General features: G+C 69.5%; 15 protein-coding genes and 1 rRNA gene. 10 read left to right on the forward strand and 6 right to left on the reverse strand.

Going from position 1 to position 20,218, the window contains the following annotated elements; all coding sequences use genetic code 11:
* Positions 1-34 precede the first annotated feature (34 nt).
* Entirely contained in the window at positions 35-2,995 is a 2,961-nt protein-coding gene (locus tag ACIRON_RS29540) for an alpha-mannosidase (protein WP_402998582.1), read from the reverse strand.
* A gap of 55 nt (positions 2,996-3,050) precedes the next feature.
* Between ACIRON_RS29540 and ACIRON_RS29545 the strand changes: the two genes are divergently transcribed.
* Positions 3,051-4,232 carry a glycosyl hydrolase gene (locus ACIRON_RS29545; RefSeq protein WP_402998584.1) on the forward strand — a complete coding sequence of 394 codons (1,182 nt, stop codon included), beginning with the start codon at positions 3,051-3,053 and terminating at the stop codon, positions 4,230-4,232.
* 3 nt (positions 4,233-4,235) lie between these two features.
* On the opposite strand, the gene ACIRON_RS29550 is transcribed toward ACIRON_RS29545, so the two are convergent.
* A complete protein-coding gene (locus ACIRON_RS29550) occupies positions 4,236-5,012 on the reverse strand; it encodes a siderophore-interacting protein (RefSeq protein ID WP_402998586.1) in 777 nt (258 codons plus the stop codon).
* Between the two features lie 67 nt (positions 5,013-5,079).
* On the opposite strand from ACIRON_RS29550, the gene ACIRON_RS29555 reads away from it, so the two are divergent.
* Positions 5,080-6,192 carry a glutamate-cysteine ligase family protein gene (locus ACIRON_RS29555; RefSeq protein WP_402998589.1) on the forward strand — a complete coding sequence of 371 codons (1,113 nt, stop codon included), beginning with the start codon at positions 5,080-5,082 and terminating at the stop codon, positions 6,190-6,192.
* A complete protein-coding gene (locus tag ACIRON_RS29560; RefSeq protein ID WP_402998591.1) occupies positions 6,189-7,148 on the forward strand; it encodes an NAD(P)/FAD-dependent oxidoreductase in 960 nt (319 codons plus the stop codon). Before ACIRON_RS29555 ends, ACIRON_RS29560 begins: the two co-directional genes overlap by 4 nt.
* Here ACIRON_RS29560 and ACIRON_RS29565 read toward each other — a convergent pair.
* A complete protein-coding gene (locus ACIRON_RS29565; protein ID WP_402998594.1) occupies positions 7,145-8,038 on the reverse strand; it encodes a carbohydrate kinase in 894 nt (297 codons plus the stop codon). The genes ACIRON_RS29560 and ACIRON_RS29565 overlap by 4 nt on opposite strands.
* A gap of 85 nt (positions 8,039-8,123) precedes the next feature.
* On the opposite strand from ACIRON_RS29565, the gene aceE reads away from it, so the two are divergent.
* The 7 genes from aceE (at position 8,124) to ACIRON_RS29600 (ending at position 17,737) form a co-directional block, all read left to right on the forward strand.
* Positions 8,124-10,964: a pyruvate dehydrogenase (acetyl-transferring), homodimeric type gene (aceE, locus tag ACIRON_RS29570; RefSeq protein WP_402998597.1), complete on the forward strand. Its 2,841-nt coding sequence runs from the start codon at positions 8,124-8,126 to the stop codon at positions 10,962-10,964.
* Between the two features lie 208 nt (positions 10,965-11,172).
* Complete coding sequence (locus ACIRON_RS29575) at positions 11,173-12,354, forward strand: PucR family transcriptional regulator (protein ID WP_402998599.1); 1,182 nt, start codon at positions 11,173-11,175, stop codon at positions 12,352-12,354.
* A gap of 103 nt (positions 12,355-12,457) precedes the next feature.
* On the forward strand, positions 12,458-13,648 hold the full coding sequence (locus ACIRON_RS29580) for an acyltransferase domain-containing protein (protein WP_402998602.1): 1,191 nt from the start codon (positions 12,458-12,460) through the stop codon (positions 13,646-13,648).
* The gene (locus ACIRON_RS29585; RefSeq protein WP_402998605.1) at positions 13,645-14,631 is read left to right on the forward strand and encodes a beta-ketoacyl-ACP synthase III; all 987 of its coding nucleotides are present in this window, start codon (positions 13,645-13,647) and stop codon (positions 14,629-14,631) included. Before ACIRON_RS29580 ends, ACIRON_RS29585 begins: the two co-directional genes overlap by 4 nt.
* A 55-nt stretch (positions 14,632-14,686) precedes the next feature.
* Positions 14,687-14,938, forward strand: a complete 252-nt coding sequence (locus ACIRON_RS29590; protein WP_091051955.1) for an acyl carrier protein — start codon at positions 14,687-14,689, stop codon at positions 14,936-14,938.
* A gap of 91 nt (positions 14,939-15,029) precedes the next feature.
* On the forward strand, positions 15,030-16,298 hold the full coding sequence (locus tag ACIRON_RS29595) for a beta-ketoacyl-[acyl-carrier-protein] synthase family protein (protein ID WP_402998608.1): 1,269 nt from the start codon (positions 15,030-15,032) through the stop codon (positions 16,296-16,298).
* On the forward strand, positions 16,298-17,737 hold the full coding sequence (locus tag ACIRON_RS29600) for an acyl-CoA carboxylase subunit beta (protein ID WP_402998611.1): 1,440 nt from the start codon (positions 16,298-16,300) through the stop codon (positions 17,735-17,737). Before ACIRON_RS29595 ends, ACIRON_RS29600 begins: the two co-directional genes overlap by 1 nt.
* A gap of 135 nt (positions 17,738-17,872) precedes the next feature.
* On the opposite strand, the gene ACIRON_RS29605 is transcribed toward ACIRON_RS29600, so the two are convergent.
* The 3 genes from ACIRON_RS29605 to rrf all read right to left on the reverse strand — a co-directional run bounded on the left by ACIRON_RS29605 (position 17,873) and on the right by rrf (position 19,974).
* Positions 17,873-18,364, reverse strand: a complete 492-nt coding sequence (locus tag ACIRON_RS29605) for a DUF3145 domain-containing protein (RefSeq protein ID WP_201451419.1) — start codon at positions 18,362-18,364, stop codon at positions 17,873-17,875.
* Positions 18,365-18,608: 244 nt separating this feature from the next.
* Positions 18,609-19,730: a tetratricopeptide repeat protein gene (locus ACIRON_RS29610; protein ID WP_402998613.1), complete on the reverse strand. Its 1,122-nt coding sequence runs from the start codon at positions 19,728-19,730 to the stop codon at positions 18,609-18,611.
* Positions 19,731-19,857: 127 nt separating this feature from the next.
* Positions 19,858-19,974, reverse strand: a 5S ribosomal RNA gene (gene rrf / locus ACIRON_RS29615).
* Positions 19,975-20,218 lie beyond the last annotated feature (244 nt).

Genomic DNA, 20,218 nt, shown 5'->3' on the forward strand with positions numbered 1-20,218 from the left:
TGCTGATCGATCCCGATCAGAAGCGCGTCGTACGTCAGCTGCGATGGAACCGCAGCGTACGAACCTCGAACGCGCCGAGACCGAGCGCGACCGCCCCTCCCTCGGCGCTCACCTCGGCAAGAGGATCCTCGAGCAGCGAGACCTCACTGACCCGTCCGTACCGTCCTTCGACGCGCAGCTCCCCCTGCCTACGCGCGCCGGTGGACTCATAGACCCGCACGACCAGGTCGCCGGAGCGGTCGGCGGCGAGCTTCACGCTGGAGACCACGAGCCCCTCCCCGGAGACGGTCACCAGCGGCTCGACAGCCTGGGCGCCCACGACCTCACGAGGAGGCGTGTTGAGCGCGGCCCCCGCTTCGGTCGCGGACGTGACCGAAGCGCCGAAGACCAGGCCGTAGCGGTGGGTCTGCACGCCCTGGTCGGTCTCCGGATCGGGGAACCGCGGCGCGCGCAGGAGCGAGAGCCGCACCTCGGTCGTGAGGGCCGTCGGCCGGGTGACGTCGAAGCCGTACGTCGAGTCGTTGACCAGCGCGACCCCGAACCCGGGCTCCTCGGCCAGCACCCAGCGGTGCATCGAGGTCTCGAACTTCGCCGCCTCCCAGGAGGTGTTGGTGTGGGTCGGTCGGCGGTGGTAGCCGAACTGGGTCTCGGCGAGCGTCTGTTCGGCGCGTACGTCGAGCGGGAAGGTGACCTTGAGGAACTTCTCGGTCTCGTTCCACTCGGTGCGCTGGGCGATCTCCAGCACCCTCGACCCCGGAGCCAGCGACAGGGTCTGCACGGTCGAGGAGTCGGCGGAGATCGGTCGCTCGATGACCAGCCCGTCGGGCGTCACCGAGATCGAGGAGACCTCACGCAGGTCGGTGGCGCGGTTGCGGTAGAACCGGTCGACGTCCCAGGCGTCCCACATGTTCGGGAAGTCCTGGTGGAGCTGCAGCAGGTTGGCCTCCGCCCCGGCCGGGATCGCGTCGCGACCGGTCGCCAGGTCGAGCGCCGAGGTGATCAGTCCCTCGGCCGAGACCGTGACCCGGACGAGCTCGTTGCCCAAGACGTACGTCCCACCCTCCTCGACCACGGAGACGCCCCCGATGGGCGGTGCCGCCACCACCGCACCCGAGCGCCCGTCGGCGCTCAGCGCGAGCGTGCCTTCGCCGGCGAGAGCCGTGAGCGCTCGCTCGATGAGGTCCTCGGCTGCCGCGGCGACCCGCGCATAGTGGGCGACCGCCTCGCGGTGGACCCACGCGATCGACGTACCGGGCAGGATGTCGTGGAACTGCTGCAGCAGCACCTGCTGCCACAAGGCGTCCAGCTCGTCGTAGGGGTAGTCGAGAAGTCCACGGACCGCGGCGGTCGCGGACCACAGCTCGGCCTCGACCAGCAGGTGCTCGCAGCGCCGGTTGCCCTGCTTGGTGAGGTGCTGCGAGGTGAGGGTGGCGCGATGGAGCTCGAGGTAGAGCTCACCGACCCAGACCGGCGGGTTGCGAAGCTCGGCGCGGGCCTCGGCGAAGAAGTCGTCCGGGTGGCGCCAGGAGACCTGGGCCGAGCCTTCGAGAGAAGCCAGACGGCGGGCCTTGCCCGCCATCTCGCGGGTGGTGCCGCCGCCACCGTCGCCCCAGCCGACGGGCGCGATCGAGCTGGTGGCGACCCGGTTCTCCTGGAACTGCCGCGAGGCCTTGGCGACCTCCGCGCCGGAGAGCTGGGAGCTGTAGGTGTCCATCGGTGGGAAGTGGCTCAGGATGCGGGATCCGTCGATCCCTTCCCACTCGAAAGTGTGGTGCGGGAACTTGTTGACCTGGTTCCAGGAGATCTTCTGGGTGAAGAACCATTCGAAACCCGCCCGCTTCATCAGCTGCGGCAGCGCCGGCGAGTAGCCGAACGAGTCCGGCAGCCACACCCCGCGGCAACGCATCCCGAACTCGGCCTCGAAGAACCGCTGTCCGTAGAGGAACTGCCGCACCAGCGACTCCCCTGACGGCATCGTGGTGTCGGACTCGACCCACATGCCGCCCAGCGGGATGAAGCGACCCTCGGCGACGGCGGCCTGCACGCGCGCGTAGACCTCGGGCCGGTGCTCCTTGAGCCAGGCGTACTGCTGGGCCGAGGACATCCCGTAGCGGAAGTCGGAGTCCTCCTCGATCAGCTCGGTCATCGAGGAGGCGGTGCGGGCGACCTTGCGGATCGTCTCGCGCACCGGCCACAGCCAGGCGGAGTCGATGTGGGCATGGCCGATCGCGGCGATCTGATGCGCGGACTCGTGGGCGACCGGCTCCAGCACCCCGCTCAACACCGAGCGGGCGGCAGCCGCCGTCTCCGCGACCCGCTGCAGGTCGACCCGGTCCAGAGCGTCGTCCATCGCCTGCAGGATCCGCGACTTCCGCGGCCCTGCCGGCAGCTCGACCTGCAGCTCGTGGAGCGTCTCCAGATCGAGGCAGAGCTCGAAGACCTCCTGCTCGAAGACGGCGAGCTCGATGCGACGTGTCGTGTAGAGCTTCCGCTTCGACGAGGTCTGGATGTCACCCTCCTGCGTCGGCAGGAACGGGTGGTGCTCGAGGAGAAGCGGGTTGGCCGCGGCCTCCAGGAAGAGCTCGATCTCCTCACCCCCGACGGCCTCCGGCGCCACCAGCACCCACTGGTTGCGCGGGTTGAGGCTCTTGATCGGCTCTCCGGCGGCCGTGTAGGCCAGCGCCTCGCACTGGAACCCGGTCCGGCTGACGTCGAAGCCGAGGTCGCAGACCAGCTCGACCCGCTTTCCCGACCATGCCGCGGGCACGGTCCCGGTGATCCGGAACCAGGTCGTCCCCCAGGCCGGACCCCACTCGGTGCCGACCTCGACGGGCTCGTACGTCAGTGCCAGCCCGTCCGCGACGGCGACCGGCTCCCCTGGCAGCTCGTGCCACTCGAGGTTCACGGGCGCCGCGGTGGTGTGGACCGCCGGCCACAGGCGCTCCTTGAGGACCCGGCTCACCCGGCCTTCGGTGAGGTGAATGTCGTCGTGCATCAGTGCTGTCCTCGCTTCTGGCTCGTCCGCTTCGGGCGTCACTTATATTGCCCGGGTGCCGAAAACCCCGACGTCGACCGCCCCGTTGCGCTTCGGCGCCAACCACGTGCCCTCATCCGGCTGGTTCTACTCCTGGCTCGACTTCGACGGCGACCAGATCGCTCGCGACTTCGACGACCTCGCCGGCCTCGGTCTCGACCACGTACGCATCTTCCCGGTCTGGCCGTGGATCCAGCCCAACCGCTCGCTGATCCGGTCCTCGGCGGTCGACGACGTGCTGACCACCATCGACCTGGCGGCCGCCCGCGGTCTCGACGTCTGCGTCGACCTGGTCCAAGGTCATCTGTCGAGCTTCGACTTCCTGCCCTCGTGGGTCCTCACCCACCACCAGCGCTCGCTGTTCAGTCACCCGGAGGTGCGCGCGGGTCTGCGGACGTACGTCGACACCCTCGCCGGCGCCGTCGCCTCCCGGGACAACGTCTTCGCGCTGACCCTCGGCAACGAGGTCAACAACCTGTGGCCGTCCAACCCGACCACCATCGCCGAGTCCCGCTCCTGGGCCCAGGAGCTGCTCGAGGCCGCCCGCAGGGCCGCTCCCGGACTGCTCTGCCTCCACTCGCTCTTCGACGACGCCTTCTACGCGCCCGACCACCCCTTCGGCCCCGCCGACGTCACCACGCTCGGCGACCTGTCCACCGTCCACTCCTGGGTCTTCAACGGCGTCGGCGCCATCGACGCGCCCCTGGGCCCGGCCACGCTCACGCACGCCGACTACCTGGTCGAGCTGGCCGCTGCGTACGCCACGGAGCCGGGGCGTCCGGTCTGGCTCCAGGAGATCGGCGCTCCCCTGCCGGAGATCGGGCCCGACGGCGTGCGCGAGTTCGTCACCGGCACGATCGACCACGTCGCCCAGAACCCGGCACTGTTCGGCATCACCTGGTGGTGCTCGCACGACCTGGACCGGTCGCTGGTCGACTTCCCCGAGCGGGAGTACGACCTCGGGCTGTTCACCGTCGACCACCGGCGCAAGCCGGTCGCGGCAGCGCTGGCCGAGGCCATCGAGGCGCACACCGGTCCCCGCGCCGAGCCCGTCGCCCGTCAGCGGATCGAGTGCCCCGTCGACCTGCTCCACGAGCCCGAGCGCCGCGCCGAGATCGCCCCCGGCAGCGACTTCCACCGTGCCTGGGTCAGCGCCCGCGTCGACGGGCCGACCGAGATCGTCCCGCGACGGGCCTGAGCCTCAGTGGGTCGCGTAGGCAGCTCGGCGGTCGGCAGCCTGTCCGCGCTTCCACGTACGGAAGCTGTCCTCGTTGTTCCCGCGGCGCCAGTAGCCGGAGATCGACAGGTCGCCGCGCGGCACCCCACGATCACGTAGCAGGTAGGGACGGATCCGCTGCATCGTGACCTCGGCCTCGCCGTGCACGAAGGCGTGCACCCGGCCGAGCAGCCAGGGCAGCTCGCGTACGACGGACTCCAACGGCGGGTCGACGGTGGCCTCCAGCCAGCGCACCTCGACCCCGGCCGGCGCCTCGACCTGCTGGAGATGCTCCGCGGAGGGCACCTCGATCACCGCGTAGCCCACCGCGTCGGCCGGCAGCGCAGCGAGCGCCGCCCTGATCGCGGGCAGGCCGGACTCGTCGCCGACGAGCAGGTGCCAGTCGGCGGCCGGGTCCGGAGCGTACGTCCCGCCCGGCCCGCGCAGGGTGAGCACGTCACCCGGGCCAGCCGTGGCAGCCCACCGGCCGGCGACGCCCTCGTCGCCGTGGTGCACGAAGTCGACGGCGAGAGTCCCCTCGGCGACCGAGGGGTCCAGCGCCGTGTAGGTGCGACACACGGTTGTGCCGTCGCCGACCGGGATCTCCAGGCGTACGAACCGGTCGGTGCACACGCTGCCCTCGAACGCGGAGAGGTCCTCGGCGCGGAGATGGACGCGGGTCATCCCGGCGCTGAGACGCCGGGTCGAGGTGACCACGACCCGCGTCTCCGGCTTTGACTCCGGCTTCACCGCGCGAAACATGAGGGGAGCCTAACCTAATTTCCGAGAAATGCGGATGACGGCCCGCGGGCTGCCCTAGAGTTGCGCCGTGCTCTACTCCGCCGGGTTCGAGTTCGAGTATGCCCTGGTGACGGAGTCACCCGACGTAGGCGCGGGCACGTTTCGCGACACGGGCATCTTCCATGACTTCGGGGACCTCGACTTCGACACCCTCCAACGCGCCCTTGCCGACGGCTCCGGCACCACCGACGAGGAACTCGTCCGCGGTGACCTGGGGATCAAGAGCGGCTACTGGTACCTCGAGGGAGACGAGCGGTTCAGCACCGACGGCACCTTCACCACGATGCTGGTCAAGGGCGTGGAGATCCGCACCCCGATCTGCTCGAGCACCACCGAGGCCGCCGACCGGCTGACCGATCTGCAGGACGACCTCTCCAAGCGCCTTGCCCCCCTCGGCCTGAGCCTGGGCATCGTCGGCTTCAACCCGGTCCGTGAGGCGTACGTCCTCGAACCGCCGCTCAACGAGTGGGAGCAGAAGATGCGGGCCGAGCATCGTGAGTACGACCACGCCGAGGTCTCCAACCTGAGCTACGGGCCCGACATCAACCTCTCCTTCCCCGGGCTGACCGCGGAACAGGTCGTCGAGGTGACCCGCCGGCTCACCTACTACAGCCCCTTCATGGTGCCGTTCAGCTTCAGCTCGCCCTTCCACGCCGGCCGGGCGTGGCGCGGACCCAGCAAGCGCACCTACGAGCGCACCTGGCGACGGGTGGCGGCGCGCTGCTTCGTCGAGCCGCCCGCGGGTGCCGAGCTCACCATGGTCCACCCGCCACGGATCCCGCGCGAGGAGGGACGCATCGAGTTCAAGGCCTTCGACGCCTTCCTCTCCCGCGACCTGCTGCTCGCCGGGGCGGCACTGACACTGGGCGTCTGCCTCGCCGACGACCTGCCGGGTCTTGCCGACAGACCCAGCCGCGACCTGCACCAACGCTCCGCGACCGACGCGTTCTCCGACCCCGAGATCTCAGCCGGCGCGGGTGACGTGCTCACGGCCGCTCGCCGGGCGCTGGCCGGCATGCCGGAGGCCGGCCACCTCGACTGTCTGGACCGGTTGCTGAGCGCGGGTCGCACCCCAGCCGATAGCCTCCTGGACGCATATTCGCGCACAGGCCTGATGTACCTCCCGGAAGGACTTCGTTGACTGATCTCCCCGCCGACCTGACCGCTGAACTTCTCGTAGAGGCCGACGTGGCGATCTGCGGAGCCGGCCCGATCGGCGCCGCGACAGCCTATTTCCTGGCGCGGATGTCACCGGAGCTGCGGATCGTGGTGCTCAGCGACGACCCGGACGACGACCCCGGCCATGTCTCCACCTACCGCTACTCGGGCGGCAGCATCCGTTGGACCTGGGCCGACCCGGTCAAGCGGGAGATGACCACCGAGACCGCCGAGTTCGTGCAGGGCCTGATCGCCGAGGGCGTCGACCTGGCCGCGATCGAGAACACCTACCACCTGCTCCACACCGGCGAGCACATCCCGGCGCTCAACATCTCCGCGACCCGGCTCGTCTCCCACCTGCTCGAGCGAGCCGCCGACGCCGGGGCACAGGTCATCGCGGGCGCGGTCGTCGAAGGCGTACGTCCTGACGGCTCGGGCCACCTGATCGAGACCACCCGCGGCACCATCCGCGCCGAGCGGGTCCTGTTCGCGCTGGGCGCCGCCAACGCCCGCCTCTTCCCGCAGAGCGAGGCCGAGCTCGAGAAGCGCCAGCTCTTCGTGCTCGACCTCCCCGTCCCTCCCGAGCGGGAGCGGATGCCGCACACGATCGTGCCGGTCGGCGAGGGCTTCGGCTATGCCTTCGTGAAGTCGGTCGAGGGGCACCTGCGCGTGCTGGTCGGCCAGGAGGACATCGTCGAGGACGACGACCTCAGCGGTCCCGTCGACCACTGGGAGGCCCTCCTCGAGAGTGGCCTCGCGACCGCACTCCCCTGGCTTCGCGACGCCAAGGTCGAGCAGATCCTGTGGGGCGTCGACATCGCCGAGAAGAAGCTGGTCCTCGACGAGCCCGCGCCCGGCCTGCTCCTGGCCGGATGCGGCAGCTCGGTCCGCTCCTCGGCCTGGCTGGGACGTACGCTCGCCGAGCGCCTCGCGGCTTAGCCCTCGAGCTCGGCCCGGGTCGGCGGGTTGGCACCGGCACGCGAGACGGTGACCGCCGCCGCCCGGACGCCGTGGGCGAGCACCTCGCGCCGGTCGCGCCCGAAGTCGTCCCAGAGCGCGTCGACGAGGCCCGCGGAGAAGGTGTCGCCGGCACCGATGGTGTCCACGACCGTCACCTGCTGAGCCGCCACGTCGATCCGCTCGGACGCGGTGAACCAGCTGGCGCCGTCGCCGCCGCGGGTCACCGCGACCGCACCGGCACCGAGCTCGAGCAGCCGTGCGGCCGCCTTGTCGAGCCCGAAGCCGGGGTAGAGCGTCTCCAGGTCCTCGTCGCTCGCCTTGACCACATCGGCGTACGCCGCCGCCCGCTCGATCCGTGAGACGACCTCCTGGCCGGTTCCGGTCAGCGTGGGCCGCATGTTGATGTCGTAGAGGACACGGACGGAGTCGGAAAGCCCGTCGAGCAGCGCGAAGACCGTCTCGGCGCCCGGGGAGAGCACCGGCGCGAGCGAGCCGAGGTGGACGAACCGAGGCGTCCCCACCGCGATCTCGCCGAGCCTCCACTCCAGGTCGAAGACGTACGTCGCCGACCCGTCGGCCGTGATGGTGGCCTGCGCGGTCGAGGTGCGGTCGAGCACGTGCGGGTCGCACGCCATCACGACACCCGAATCAGCCAGGTGAGCAGCCAAGGAGCGCCCGCGAGCATCATCAGCGAATGAAGCCGCGTACCGCACTGGTCGACCGAGCCGGCCGAGCGCCACGGCGACGTTGGCCCCGCTTCCGCCGGGGTGGTCCCGGGTCACGCCGTCGGGCGTCGTGACCACGTCGACCAGCGCCTCACCTACCACCAAGACGTCAGCAGCGGCATTGTCACGATCCAGACCGGTCACGGCGGCAGATTAGCAACTCGGCGTACCCAATGAATTTCAGGGGTTGACCAGCAGAAATCGCCTACTGCCCAGTAACCCACCGCGGATGGGTGACCGCCCTGGACCGCGTGCGACCATTGAGGATGTGACCGAAGAATCCACCGAGACGACTGGTGGTCCGCAGGGCCCGACCCCCGCCCAGCCGACCGTAATCCACGAGGGTCTACCGACCCAGCTTCCGGACATCGATCCCGAAGAGACCAGTGAGTGGCTCGGCTCGTTCGACGCGATGCTCGAGTCGAGCGGACGCGAGCGAGCCCGCTACATGATGCTGCGTCTGCTGGAACGAGCCCGAGAGAAGTCCGTCGGGGTCCCCGCGCTGCGCAGCACGGACTACATCAACACCATCCCCTCCGACCGCGAGCCGTGGTTCCCGGGCGATGAGGACATCGAGCGACGCATCCGGGCCTTCATCCGCTGGAACGCCGCCGTCATGGTCTCCTCCGCCAACCGCAAGGGCCTGGAGGTGGGCGGCCACATCGCCACCTACCAGTCCTCCGCGAGCCTCTACGAGGTCGGCTTCAACCACTTCTTCCGCGGCAAGGACCACCCGGGCGGCGGCGACCAGGTCTTCATCCAGGGCCACGCCTCCCCCGGCATCTACGCGCGTGCCTTCCTCGAGGGCCGGCTCAACGAGGAGCAGCTCTTCCGCTTCCGCCAGGAGGTGCAGCACGGCGTCGGCAAGGGCATCTCCTCCTACCCGCACCCGCGCCTCATGCCCGACTTCTGGGAGTTCCCGACGGTCTCGATGGGCCTGACCGGGATCAACTCGATCTACCAGGCGCGGTTCAACCGCTACCTGCAGAACCGCGGCATCAAGGACACCTCCGACCAGCGGGTGTGGGCCTTCCTCGGCGACGGCGAGATGGGTGAGCCCGAGTCGCTCGGCGCCATCCGCGTGGCCGCCCGCGAGGAGCTCGACAACCTGGTCTGGGTGATCAACTGCAACCTGCAGCAGCTCGACGGCCCGGTGACCGGCAACGGCAAGGTCATCCAGGAGCTGGAGTCCAACTTCCGCGGCGCCGGCTGGAACGTCATCAAGGTCATCTGGGGCCGCGAGTGGGACCAGCTGCTCGCCAAGGACGTCGACGGCGCCCTGGTCAACAAGATGAACTCCACCCCCGACGGCCAGTTCCAGACCTACTCGGTCGAGACCGGTGCCTACGTCCGGGAGAACTTCTTCGGCTCCGACCCGCGCCTGCGCAAGATGGTCGAGCAGATGAGCGACGAGCAGATCCGCAAGCTCCCTCGCGGCGGCCACGACTACCGCAAGGTCTACGCGGCCTTCGACGCGGCCACCAAGACCGTCGGGCAGCCGACCGTCATCCTGGCCCACACCATCAAGGGCTGGACGATCGACGCTCTGGAGGGCAAGAACGCCACCCACCAGATGAAGAAGCTGACCATGGCGGACCTGAAGAAGTTCCGCGACCGTCTGCTCCTGCCGATCTCCGACAAGGAGCTCGAGTCGACCTACGAGCAGACCGGCGCGGCGCCGTTCTTCAACCCGGGTCCGGCATCGGCCGAGATCGAATACATGATGGAGCGCCGCAAGCAGCTCGGTGGCCCGCTCCCCCAGCGCCGGGTCGAGTTCAAGCCGCTCACCCTGCCGGGCGAGAAGGTCTACGCCGAGCTCAAGCAGGGCTCCGGCAAGAACAAGATCGCCTCCACGATGGCCACCGTCCGGCTCCTCAAGGACTGGATGCGTGACCCGGAGATCGGCAAGCGGATCGTCCCGATCGCGCCCGACGAGTACCGCACGTTCGGCATGGACGCGATGTTCCCGAGCGCGAAGGTCTACAACCCCGGCGGCCAGCAGTACGAGTCGGTCGACCGGAAGTTGTTGCTCTCCTACAAGGAGTCCGCGCAGGGCCAGCTCCTGCACGAGGGCATCTCCGAGGCGGGGGCACTGGCGTCGGCGACCGCTGCCGGCACGGCGTACGCCACCCACGGCGAGCCGATGATCCCGTTCTACATCTTCTACTCGATGTTCGGGTTCCAGCGCACCGGCGACTCGATCTGGGCGATGGCCGACATGATGGGCCGCGGCTTCCTGGTCGGCGCCACCGCCGGTCGCACCACGCTGACCGGTGAGGGCCTCCAGCACGCCGACGGTCACTCCCCGCTGCTGGCGGCGACGAACCCGGCGGTCGTGCACTACGACCCGGCCTTCGCCTACGAGGTCTCCCACATCATGCAGAGCGGCCTCGAGCGGATGTACGGCTCGACCGAGGAGCACCCGCACGGCGAGAACGTCATCTTCTACCTGACCGTCTACAACGAGCCGGTCAGCCAGCCCAAGGAGCCCGACAACGTCGACCTCGAGGGCATCCTGAAGGGCATCCACCAGGTCTCGACCGCCGAAGGAGACGGCCCGAAGGTCCGCCTGCTCGCCTCCGGCGTCGGCTTCCCGTGGGTCGAGGAGGCTGCCCGCATCCTCGAGGAGGACTGGGGCGTCAAGGCCGACACCTGGTCGGTCACCTCGTGGAACGAGCTCGCCCGCGACGCCATCGACGCCGAGCAGTGGAGCCTCAACCATCCCGGTGAGACCCCGCGCACGCCGTACGTCACCGAGAAGCTCTCGGCGACCAGCGGCCCCGTCATCGCGGTCTCCGACTACATGCGGGCCGTCCCGCTGCAGATCGCCCGCTGGGTGCCCGACGACTACCGGGTCCTCGGTGCCGACGGGTTCGGCTTCGCCGACACCCGCCCGGCCGCGCGTCGCTTCTTCCAGATCGACGCCGAGTCCGTCGTCGTCCAGGCCCTCCAGGCACTGGCCGAGGCCGGCGAGATCGACGCCTCGTTGGCGAAGAAGGCCTTCGACACCTACCGCATCGACGACCCGACGGCGACGAAGGGCATCATGCAGGAGGGCGGAGACGCCTGAGCCTGCGACCTGCGACGAAGTCGCAGGTCGCAACGCGAAGGGATCGAGCGAGCGCAGCGGCTGAGCTTGCGAAGGCGCGAAGCGGGTCGAGATCCACGCTGACGCGAACGAGTCGGCGCGAATGTCTCAGACGATTGAGACACTTGCGCCGGCTCGGAGCGACTGTTCCGGGCCCCCGGCCGCATCTCCAGGTGGAAGGATCAGCAGTGTGACCAATCAGGCGACCCTCGATACGCGTCGGCGGACGGCGGCGGCGTTGCGGCGCGCGACCGGCCGGCTGGCGACGGCCGCCACGTCGCGTATGGACGACGCGATGCCGTGGTTCAAGGACCTCTCCGCGAAGAACCGCTCCCTCGTCGGCCTGATCGTCCAGGCCGGCATCAAGGAGTTCGTCGGCTGGTACGGCGGCGGCGCCTCGGCCGACACCGCCAAGCCCGACCTGGCCGCGTCGATGTTCGGCGTCGCGCCTCGCGCGCTGACCGGCATCATCACGCTCCAGCAGACCGTCGACCTCGTCCGCCTCTCCATCGAGGTGGTCGAGGCCAACATCGACCACCTCCTCGGACCCGAGGACGCCGCCGACGTCCACGAGGCGATCGGCCGCTACGCGCGTGAGGTCGCCTTCGCCACGGCCGAGGTCTATGCCCGCGCCGCCGAGCAGCGCGGCGCCTGGGACGCCCGGCTCGAGGCGCTCGTGGTCGACGCGGTCCTGCGAGCCGAGACCGACGAGGTCGTCCTCTCCCGGGCCAGCGCGCTCGGTTGGGACGCCGACCTGCCGCTGTGCGCGGTGCTGGGCCACGCCCCCGACGGCGTCCGCCTCGACGCTGCCATGGAGGAGGTACGCCGCCGCGCCCGCGCCCACGACCTGCACACCCTGTGCGCGGTCCAGGGTGACCGCCTCGTGGCCCTGCTCGGAGGCATCGACGACCCCCTCGAGGCCGCCGAGCGGATCGCCGACCTGTTCGCCGACGGCCCCGTCGTGGTCGGACCGATGGCCGCCGGGCTCGCCACCGCCGCGGAGTCCGCCCGGGCCGCTCTCTCCGCCTACCGGGCCGCGCCAGGCTGGCCCGATGCGCCGCGCCCGGCACGCAGCCAGTCGTTCCTGCCCGAGCGTGCCCTGGCCGGCGACGCGTGGGCCCACCGCTACCTGATCGAGAATCTCTACCGGCCGCTGGTGGAGGCCCGCAGCACCCTGATCGAGACCCTGGCGGCGTACTTCGCCGCCGGAGGTGGCCTCGAGGCCACCGGTCGCACACTTTTCGTGCACCCTAACACCGTGCGCTACCGGCTCAAGCAGGTCGCGGAGCTCACCGGGTTCCTCCCGACCGATTCGCGCGACGCTCTCGCCCTGCAGGTCGCCCTGATTCTCGGCCGGCAACAGGACCACTAACCCTGGCAGCGACGCAAGTTGTAGAACCCCTACAAGATTGCGCGACAGATATTCGTTGCCACTGAAGGTGAACCGACACCCCTCCAGACGGGAACATCGTTGCGTGCTCGTCATTGTCGCCCCAGGACAAGGTGCTCAGACACCAGGATTCCTCACCCCGTGGCTGGAGGACCCCGCTTTTGCCGCTCGTATGGAGTGGCTCTCGACCGTCGCAGGCATCGACCTGATCGACTACGGCACCAATGCCGACGCAGAGACCATCCGCGCCACCGAGATCGCCCAGCCGCTGCTGGTCGCCACCGGCCTGGTCGCCGCCCTGCAGCTCTTCCCGCAGCCCGCGGACGCCTTCGCGAAGATCGGCGCCGTCGCCGGCCACAGCGTCGGTGAGATCACCGCCGCCGCGGGCGCCCGCGCGATCAGCGCCGAGCAGGCGATGGTGCTCGTCCGTGAGCGGGGCAAGGCCATGGCCGAGGCCGCCGCGAAGACGCCGACCGGCATGACCGCGGTCCTCGGCGGCGTACGCGAGGAGGTGCTGGCCGCGATCGAGAAGCACGGCCTCACCCCCGCCAACGACAACGGCCCCGGCCAGATCGTCGCCGCAGGCACCCTCGAGCAGCTCGAGGCCTTCGCCGCCGATCCCCCCGCCAAGGCCCGGCTGATGCCGCTCAGCGTCGCCGGCGCCTTCCACACCAAGCACATGGAGCCCGCCGTCGGTCACCTCACCCGGCTGGCCCAGAGCGTCTCGACCCACGACCCGCGTACGCGCCTGATCAGCAACAAGGACGGCCAGGTCGTCCACGACGGAGCCAAGGCGCTGGACCGGATCGTCGGCCAGATCGCCAACCCGGTGCGCTGGGACCTCTGCCTCGAGACCATGTCCGACATCGGCGTGACCGGCATCTTGGAGATGCCGCCGGCCGGCACCCTGACCGGGATCGCCAAGCGTGCCCTCAAGGGCGTGGAGACCTTCGCCCTGAAGACTCCCGACCAGCTCGAGGACGCCCGCGCGTTCGTCGAGAAGCACGGCGAGGCCAACCCGATCGAGACCACGCCGACCTGGCGGATGGTCGTCGCGCCGTCCAAGGGCACCTTCAAGCTCTCCGAGACCGTGTCCGGGATCGACGTGATTCCGGCCGGCGCCGAGATCGGCGCCATCGCCAGCCTCCGCGACACGATCGCGATCACCTCGGCCCACGGCGGCGAGGTCATCGAATGGCTCGTCGAGGACGGCGACCTCGTTTCCCCCGGTCAGCCGCTGCTGCGTCTGCACCCGACAGGAGTCCAGCACTCGTGATCTCTGCCCCGACAGGTTCCCCGCACGCCCGCATCCTCGGCGTAGGCGGCTATCGCCCGAGCCGGGTGATCCCCAACAGCGAGATCGTCGATCTGATCGACTCCTCCGACGAGTGGATCCGCACCCGTTCCGGCATCACCGAGCGTCGCTGGGCCACGGAGGAGGAGACCGTGCAGATGATGTCGGTCGCCGCCTCCCGCAAGGCTCTCGAGCACGCCAAGATCGGCATCGACCAGATCGACTGCGTCATCGTCGCCACCGTCAGCCACCTGCGCCAGACCCCCGCGGTCGCCGCGCTGATCGCTGACGAGCTCGGCGCCGACCACCCGGCCGCCTTCGACATCTCGGCGGCCTGCGCGGGCTTCTGCCACGGCATCGCGATGGCCAACGACCTCGTCCGCGGCGGCAGCGCCCGCAACGTACTCGTCATCGGTGTCGAGCGCCTCTCCGACATCACGAACCCGCAGGACCGTGGCACCGCCTTCATCTTCGCCGACGGCGCGGGCGCCGCGGTCGTCGGCCCGAGCGAGGAGCCCGGGATCGGCCCGGTCGTGTGGGGTTCCTCGGGTGACAAGGCTGATCACATCCAGACCCCCGACTGGTTCGATGCGATCGAGGCCAAGGAGACTCCCTGGCTGACGATGGAGGGCAACCCCGTCTTCCGCTGGGCCTCCTACTCCATGGCCAAGGTCGGTCAGGAGGCGCTCGACAAGGCCGGCATCACGGCCGACGAGCTCGACTGCTTCGTCCCGCACCAGGCCAACATGCGCATCGTCGACGCCCTGGCCCGTTCCATGAAGCTGCCGGAGTCGGTCAAGATCGCCCGCGACATCGCCACCATGGGCAACACGTCGGCCGCCTCGGTCCCGCTTGCTCTTGAGCGGATGATCGAGGAGGGTCAGGCTGAGTCGGGCGACACCGCCCTGCTCATCGCGTTCGGCGCCGGACTGGTCTACGCAGCCCAGGTCGTCGTCGTTCCGTAGTCCTGCACCACCCCAGAGTTTCACCACACAGAAAATCCGAGAGGAAGCACCACACATGGCCACCACCGAAGAGATCCGCTCCGACCTCGCCGAGATCGTCAACGAGGTCGCCGGCATCGATGTTGCCGACGTTCAGCTCGACAAGTCCTTCGTCGACGACCTCGACGTCGACTCGCTGTCCATGGTCGAGGTCGTCGTCGCTGCCGAGGAGAAGTTCGGCGTATCCATCCCCGACGAGCAGGTCAAGAACCTCAAGACCGTTGGCGACGCGGTGAGCTTCATCGAGAAGGCTTCCGCGAACGCCTGACGCGCCCCGGCGGCTCGGCCAACCCTCCCAGGCCGAGCCGCCGGACCTGCTTCACCTGACCCAACGCGCCAACACCTCACACGGAGACCACATGAGCAGCCGCACCCGAGTCGTCGTCACCGGACTTGGCACCACCAACCCGGTCGGCGGAGATGTAGCCACCACCTGGGATGCCTTGATCGCCGGCCGCTCCGGCATCCGCGAGCTCACCGAGGAGTGGGCCCAGGACCTTCCCGTACGCATCGCCGGCCGTGTCGCCGTCGAGCCGTCCGAGGTCCTGGAGAGGGTCAAGGCCCGACGCCTGGACCGCTCCGCGCAGTTCGCCGTAGTCGCCGCGGCCGAGGCCTGGAAGGACGCCGGCTTCGAGGGCACCGCGACCGAGGCCGGACTCGACGGTGAGCGCCTCGGTGTCGCTGTCGCCACCGGCATCGGCGGCGTCACCACCCTGCTCGACAACTACGACACGCTTCTGGCCAAGGGGCCGCGCCGGGTCAGCCCGCTGGCCGTCCCGATGCTGATGGCCAACGCCTCGGCAGCCAACATCTCGCTGATCTACGGCGCCCGTGCCGCGGCTCAGACCCCGATCTCCGCCTGTGCCTCCGGATCCGAGGCGATCGCCCTGGCCGCCGACCAGATCCGTCTGGGCCGCGCCGACGTCGTGCTCGCCGGTGGCACCGAGGCAGCGATCCACCCGCTGCCGATGGCTGCCTTCGCCAACATGATGGCGCTGTCCAAGACCGCCTCCGGCCCCGATGGTGGCGACCCGACCACGGTCAGCCGCCCCTGGGACACCGGCCGCGACGGCTTCGTGCTCGGTGAGGGCGCCGGCATCGTCGTGCTCGAGACGCTCGAGCACGCCCAGGCCCGCGGCGCCCGGATCTACGCCGAGGTCCTCGGCGCAGGTGTGACCGCCGACGCCCACGACATCGCCCAGCCCGACCCCGAGGGTCGTGGCGGCAGCCGCGCCATCAAGCGCGCGCTCGAGGACGGCGACATCGACCCGAGCACCATCGTCCACGTCAACGCCCACGCGACCTCGACCCCGCAGGGCGACATCGCCGAGGGCCTGATGCTCCACGCCACCCTCGGCAACCAGGTCGAGAACGTCGTGGTCACCTCGACCAAGTCGATGACCGGCCACCTGCTGGGTGGCGCCGGGGCCCTCGAGACCGTCGCGACCGTCCTGGCGATCCACAACCGCCAGTCGCCGCCGACGATCAACCTCGACAACCTCGACCCCGCGGTCGAGCTCGACATCGCCACCAAGGCCCGCGACCTGCCGGTCGGCGACATCGCGGCCCTCAACAACTCCTTCGGTTTCGGTGGCGCGAACGTGGCGGTCGTCTACGGAAGCATCTGATGACCATCACAGCGCCTGCTCCCGCGAGGAAGCAGAAGCTTCCTCGCGACCAGGACTCTCGTCACCCGCTGACCCGTCTCAGGGCGCTCTTCGACGAGGGCACCGTCCAGCTCATCTCCCCCGATGACGAGTCCGGCATGCTGGCCGCCGTCGGCGAGGTGGACGGCACGCGAGCGGTCGCCTTCTGCTCGGACGCCACCGTTATGGGCGGCGCGATGGGCGACCTCGGCTGCCGTGTGGTCGTCGACGCCTACCACCGCGCGATGACCGACGGCATCCCGATCATCGGCCTGTGGCACTCCGGCGGTGCCCGGCTGGCCGAGGGCGTACTCTCCCTGCACGCGGTCGGCCGCATCTTCCACGCGATGACGCAGGCCAGTGGCAAGATCCCGCAGATCTCGGTCGTGCTCGGCCCGGCCGCCGGTGGCGCTGCCTACGGTCCGGCCCTCACCGACGTCGTCATCCTCGGCCCCGAGGGCCGCATCTTCGTGACCGGTCCCGACGTCGTACGCTCCGTCACCGGCGAAGACGTCGACATGCTCCGCCTCGGCGGTCCCGAGCCGCACGGCCGCCGCTCCGGCGTCGTACACATCCTCACCGAGTCCGAGCGCGAAGCGCTCGACAAGGCCCGCACGGTCACCTCCCTCCTCGGCTCCCAGGGCGGCCTCGACGTCGCCGCCGTCGAGGACAAGGACCTCGCCGAGCAGCTGCCCGAGTCGAAGAAGCGCGCCTACGACGTGCACCCGCTGGTCGAGAACATCCTCGACGAGGGCACCGCGCAGGAGCTGCACGCTCGCTGGGCCCCCAACATCGTCACCGCGCTCGGTCGCTTCGGTGGTCGCACCGTCGGTGTGGTCGCCAACAACCCGCTGCGACTGGGCGGCTGCCTCGACTCCCTCTCCGCGGAGAAGGCCTCCCGGTTCGTACGCCTCTGCGACGCCCTCGGCGTCCCACTGATCGTCGTCGTCGACGTCCCCGGCTACCTGCCCGGCGTCGGCCAGGAGTGGGACGGGGTCGTCCGCCGCGGCGCCAAGCTCCTGCACGCCTTCGGGGAGTGCGTGGTACCCCGGGTCACCCTGGTGACCCGCAAGACCTACGGTGGCGCCTACATCGCCATGAACGCCCGCTCGCTCGGCGCCACCAAGGTCTTCGCCTGGCCGGGCGCGGAGGTCGCGGTCATGGGCCCGGTCGCCGCGATCCGCATCCTGCACCGCCGCAAGCTCGCCGAGGTCGCCCCCGACCTCCGTCCTCAGGTCGAGGCGGAGCTCGCGGCCGAGCACGAGCGCCTTGCCGGCGGTGTCGACAAGGCTGTGGAGATCGGTGTCGTGGACGAAGTCATCGAGCCGTCGGCGACCCGCGGCGCGATCGCGGCCGCCTTCGAGGAAGCGATCCAGGCCGTCGGCGTGCGTCGCGGTGCGCACGGCAACATCCCACTCTGACCCGAATCACGCCGAGTCGGCGCGTCCTGACCAAAAACAACGCCGAGTCGGCGCGTCCTGACCAAAAACAACGCCGAGTCGGCGCGTCATGACTCGGCGTTCTCGTGGCCGTGCTCTGCGGCCGACGAGGGTCGCTCAGACGACCTGGTGCAGCCAGCGTACGGGGGCGCCCTCCCCCGCGTGACGGAACGTCTCCAGCTCGTCGTCCCACGGCTTGCCGAGGAGCTTGTCGACCTCGAGCTCGAGCGTGGTGTCACCGAGGGCGGCCTTGACGACCGCGGCCTTGAGCCGGTCCTCGGGGATCATGATGTCGCCGTGCATCCCGGTGACGGCGTGGAAGACGCCGAGGTCGGGGGTGAAGGAGTAGCGCGCACCCTCGGAGGTCGACGTGCCGTCCTCGGTGACCTCGAAGCGCAGGTGCGTCCATCCCTTCAGCGCTGACGCGATCGCCGCCGCGGAACCGACCGCACCGGACCAGAAGAGCTCGGCTCGATAGGTGCCGGCCTGAGCGGGCTGCGCCGTCCAGTCGAAGTTCACCGGCGCGCCGAGAACCCCCGCAACGGCCCATTCGATGTGAGGGCAGAGCGCGGAGGGAGCCGAATGCACGAACACAACGCCTCGTGCGATGCCACGCGAGGCGCTCGGGTCCTTGATCTGAGTGGTCACCGAATATCTCCTTCGTTGCGGCGCGAGCTACGCCTTCCCCAGCGGGCTCGATCGTGCGTGAAGGAAACACTCCAGTGGATCACAAGCATGTAGTTGTACTTCTATTCTTACCTACCGCGCCCAGGATCTCCACTATCTGAGCAAAACGGCCAGTGGCGACCGACATAGCTGCCGATCGCCACTGATGGCACGTTCGAGGCGGACGTCAGTCCCTCTCGACCGTCTTCTCGAGCACCTCGGCCCGCGCCGCGGCGTCGGTGATCTCCTCGGAGTCGATCGCGTAGGTACGGTGGAACCAGGTGAGCGCGTCCTTGTCGCGGCCCGCGTCCTGGAGCGTGTCCGCGTACGCGTAGCGCAGCCGCACGACCCAGGATTCCCGGCTCTTGTTGTTGAGCGGCGACTGCTCGAGGATCCGCAGAGCCGCGTCGAACTGACCCATGTCTCGACGAGCGCCGGCCTCGACGATCGTCATCTCCGCCTTCGCCGGTGCGTCGAAGTTCGCCACCGACGGGCTGTGCGCGAGCTTGATCGCCTGCTCGGGCTGGCCGAGCGCGCGGTGGCAGTCCGCCATGATCGGCAGGTACGCCGTGGCGCCGTTCATCCGCTTCGCCGCGCGAAGCTCGGCAAGCGCCTCGGAGTAGTGCCCAGCAGCGTATGCAGCCTCACCCAGCGCCTCGCGGATCACAGCGATCCGCTGCGTACGCGACTTGGCAGCCTTGGCGTGCTGGTAGGCCAGCTCGGGGTCGGAGTCGATGAACATGTCGGCAGCGACCAGGTGACGGGCGATCCGCGCCGCCAGCTTCTCCGGGAGACCGCGCAGCTGAGCCGAGATCGCACGGTCCAGCTCCTTGCCGGTCACCTCCTCCGGCAGCTCCGGACCGTCGTAGATCCGCTGATCCGCCGTACGCTCCTCGCGCGGCTCGTCGAAGCGGCGCTGCGGCCTGCCACCAGGCTTGCCGCCACGGTCCTTGGAGTAACCGCCCTTGCGGTCGCTGCTGCCACCACGCTTCGGGCCGTCGGAGCGCTTCGGACCGTCAGAGCGGCCGCCGTCGCGAGAGCCACCGCGCCCGGTCGACGGCTTGCCGTCGCGACGCTCGTCGCCTCCGCGGCCACCGTCACGACGCTGCTCGCCGCCACGGCCACCTCCGCCATCACGGCGGTCGCTGCTACGACCAGCACCCGGCCGACCGCCACTCGGTCGACCAGCGCCCGGCTTGCCGTCACCCGATCGGCCGCCACGGCCACCGGTGGATGAACCAGAGCTCTTCGGACGCCCGGGGCGTCCGGCGGGCTTACCGCCTCTGTTGCTACGGCGCTCGTCAGCCATAGCTGCCTTCCTCACTGCTGCTTCCCGCAGCCGACTTCGAACGATCCGAGGACCATCGCGTTGACAAACTCAGTGCCAGTAAAAGCAGAAGAGGCCGCCCCGAAGGGCGGCCTCTACCTGAAATTTTGTCCGGCGGCGTCCTACTCTCCCACAGCCTCTCGGTTGCAGTACCATCGGCGCTGAAGGGCTTGACTTCCGGGTTCGGGATGGGACCGGGTATTTCCCCTTCGCTATGGCCGCCGTAACTCTATCGACTCACCCCCGCACGCGTCCGCCGGCGCTTTCGCTGCCATGCAGAGCTGCTTGGGGTGGCCAAGCCATTGTTCAGTTCTAGCATTTGTTGCTAGTTGGTGTGGACGCGAACAGTCTCATCAAAGAATCAGTCTTCGATGGTTGTTGTTTTTGTTGAGGGTTTATGAAAGATAAGCCCTCGGCCTATTAGTACCGGTCGGCTGGGCATCACTGCTGTACACCTCCGGCCTATCAAC

Source organism: Nocardioides sp. NPDC101246 (assembly GCF_044767415.1).
In the GTDB taxonomy this organism is placed as follows: domain Bacteria; phylum Actinomycetota; class Actinomycetes; order Propionibacteriales; family Nocardioidaceae; genus Nocardioides.

Bases quoted from the DNA above. Each gene is read 5' to 3' on its own strand.
- ACIRON_RS29550 (WP_402998586.1), bottom strand. From the start codon at position 5,012: ATGTTTCGCGCGGTGAAGCCGGAGTCAAAGCCGGAGACGCGGGTCGTG.
- aceE (WP_402998597.1), top strand. From the start codon at position 8,124: ATGGGTGACCGCCCTGGACCGCGTGCGACCATTGAGGATGTGACCGAA.
- ACIRON_RS29540 (WP_402998582.1), bottom strand. From the start codon at position 2,995: ATGCACGACGACATTCACCTCACCGAAGGCCGGGTGAGCCGGGTCCTC.
- ACIRON_RS29595 (WP_402998608.1), top strand. From the start codon at position 15,030: ATGAGCAGCCGCACCCGAGTCGTCGTCACCGGACTTGGCACCACCAAC.
- ACIRON_RS29610 (WP_402998613.1), bottom strand. From the start codon at position 19,730: ATGGCTGACGAGCGCCGTAGCAACAGAGGCGGTAAGCCCGCCGGACGC.
- ACIRON_RS29590 (WP_091051955.1), top strand. From the start codon at position 14,687: ATGGCCACCACCGAAGAGATCCGCTCCGACCTCGCCGAGATCGTCAAC.
- ACIRON_RS29600 (WP_402998611.1), top strand. From the start codon at position 16,298: ATGACCATCACAGCGCCTGCTCCCGCGAGGAAGCAGAAGCTTCCTCGC.